At 63.5% G+C, this 1185-nt stretch carries 1 protein-coding gene; it reads right to left on the bottom strand.

What is annotated here, in order from left to right:
* Positions 1–155 precede the first annotated feature (155 nt).
* The coding region (locus tag ACX12L_RS22920; protein ID WP_459264569.1) for an IS5 family transposase at positions 156–1185 on the bottom strand (1030 nt) is incomplete at its 5' end.

The raw sequence follows: 1185 nt of genomic DNA, 5'->3' as shown, positions 1-1185 counted from the left end.
CAGGCCGTTGAAGTACCGCCGATGAACGCGAGTTTCGCCATGGAAGTTCGGCTCGGCAAGGTGATCCAGTGTTCAGGCATGACCCGAACGCGCCCGATGAGCTCTTTGTCAGCCATTGATGCGATAGGAAGCGACCATTTCGACGCTCGCAGTGCTCATTGGGTGCGCTGCGGACGTAGTTGCGCCAAGGTGCGCAGCCGCGTGAGGTTGTAGGCAGCCATGGTCAGCGTCAGCAGCTGATCGACTTTGGCAAGGCCTTGCACCATGACTTGGCGGATCGGACCGATCACCTTGCCCCAACCGAAGCACTGCTCGATGCGTTTTCTCTTGCGCTGGCTGACTTCGTAGCCAGCGTGTCGGGTGGTGCGCGCGTCGATGGCGCTGCCACCGTTACGCTTGGTGTTCTGCGCCACGTGGGGCGTGACGTGGATGGCCCGGCACGCCTTGACGAAGCCCTTGGTGTCGTACGCCTTGTCCGCCCCGACCGTCACACGCTTGTTGCCTGGAGCCGCCACGTCGGCCAGCATCTGCGCGGCCACCGTGCGCTCGGCTGTTCCATCGGAGGTGCTGGCTTGCACGTTGACCACCAGGCCGTGGCGGTTGTCCGTCAGCACGTGGCCCAGGTAGCTGGGCAGCGCAGGCGTTGCATTGCTCTTGCGGTACAGCCGCGACTCAGGGTCGCTTTTGGATTCGTGCGTAGCATTGCTGCGCGGTTCGCCGTGCCAGTTCTCAGGCGGACGGCCATCGTCCGATCCGTCCTTGCGCCGCATGCTCTTGTGGCTGGCCCAGGCCTGGATCAGCGTGCCGTCCACGCTGAAGTGCTCACCCGACAGTAGGCCGCGTTGCTCGGCCATCTCCACCGTCGCGTTGAACAACTCGGTGACCGCGTCGTGTTCGATGAGTCGGTCGCGATTCTTGCTGAACACCGAGTGGTTCCACACGGCGTCCTCGATGGCCAGCCCGACGAACCAGCGGAACAGCAAGTTGTATTGGATCTGCTCGACAAGTTGCCGCTCGCTGCGCACGCTGTACAGCACCTGCAGCAGCATGGCGCGCATCAGTTTCTCGGGGGCGATGCTTGGGCGCCCGCCCTTGATGTCGGCCTCGTACATCGCCGAGAACCTGGCGTCCATCTTGGTCAACGCGTCATTGAGCCAGGCGCGGATCGAGCGCAACGGGTGGTTG

This window comes from Alicycliphilus sp. T452, assembly GCF_054512775.1.
The sequence above is the reverse complement of the archived record's forward strand: the minus strand, read 5'-3'. Positions and strand labels throughout refer to the sequence as shown.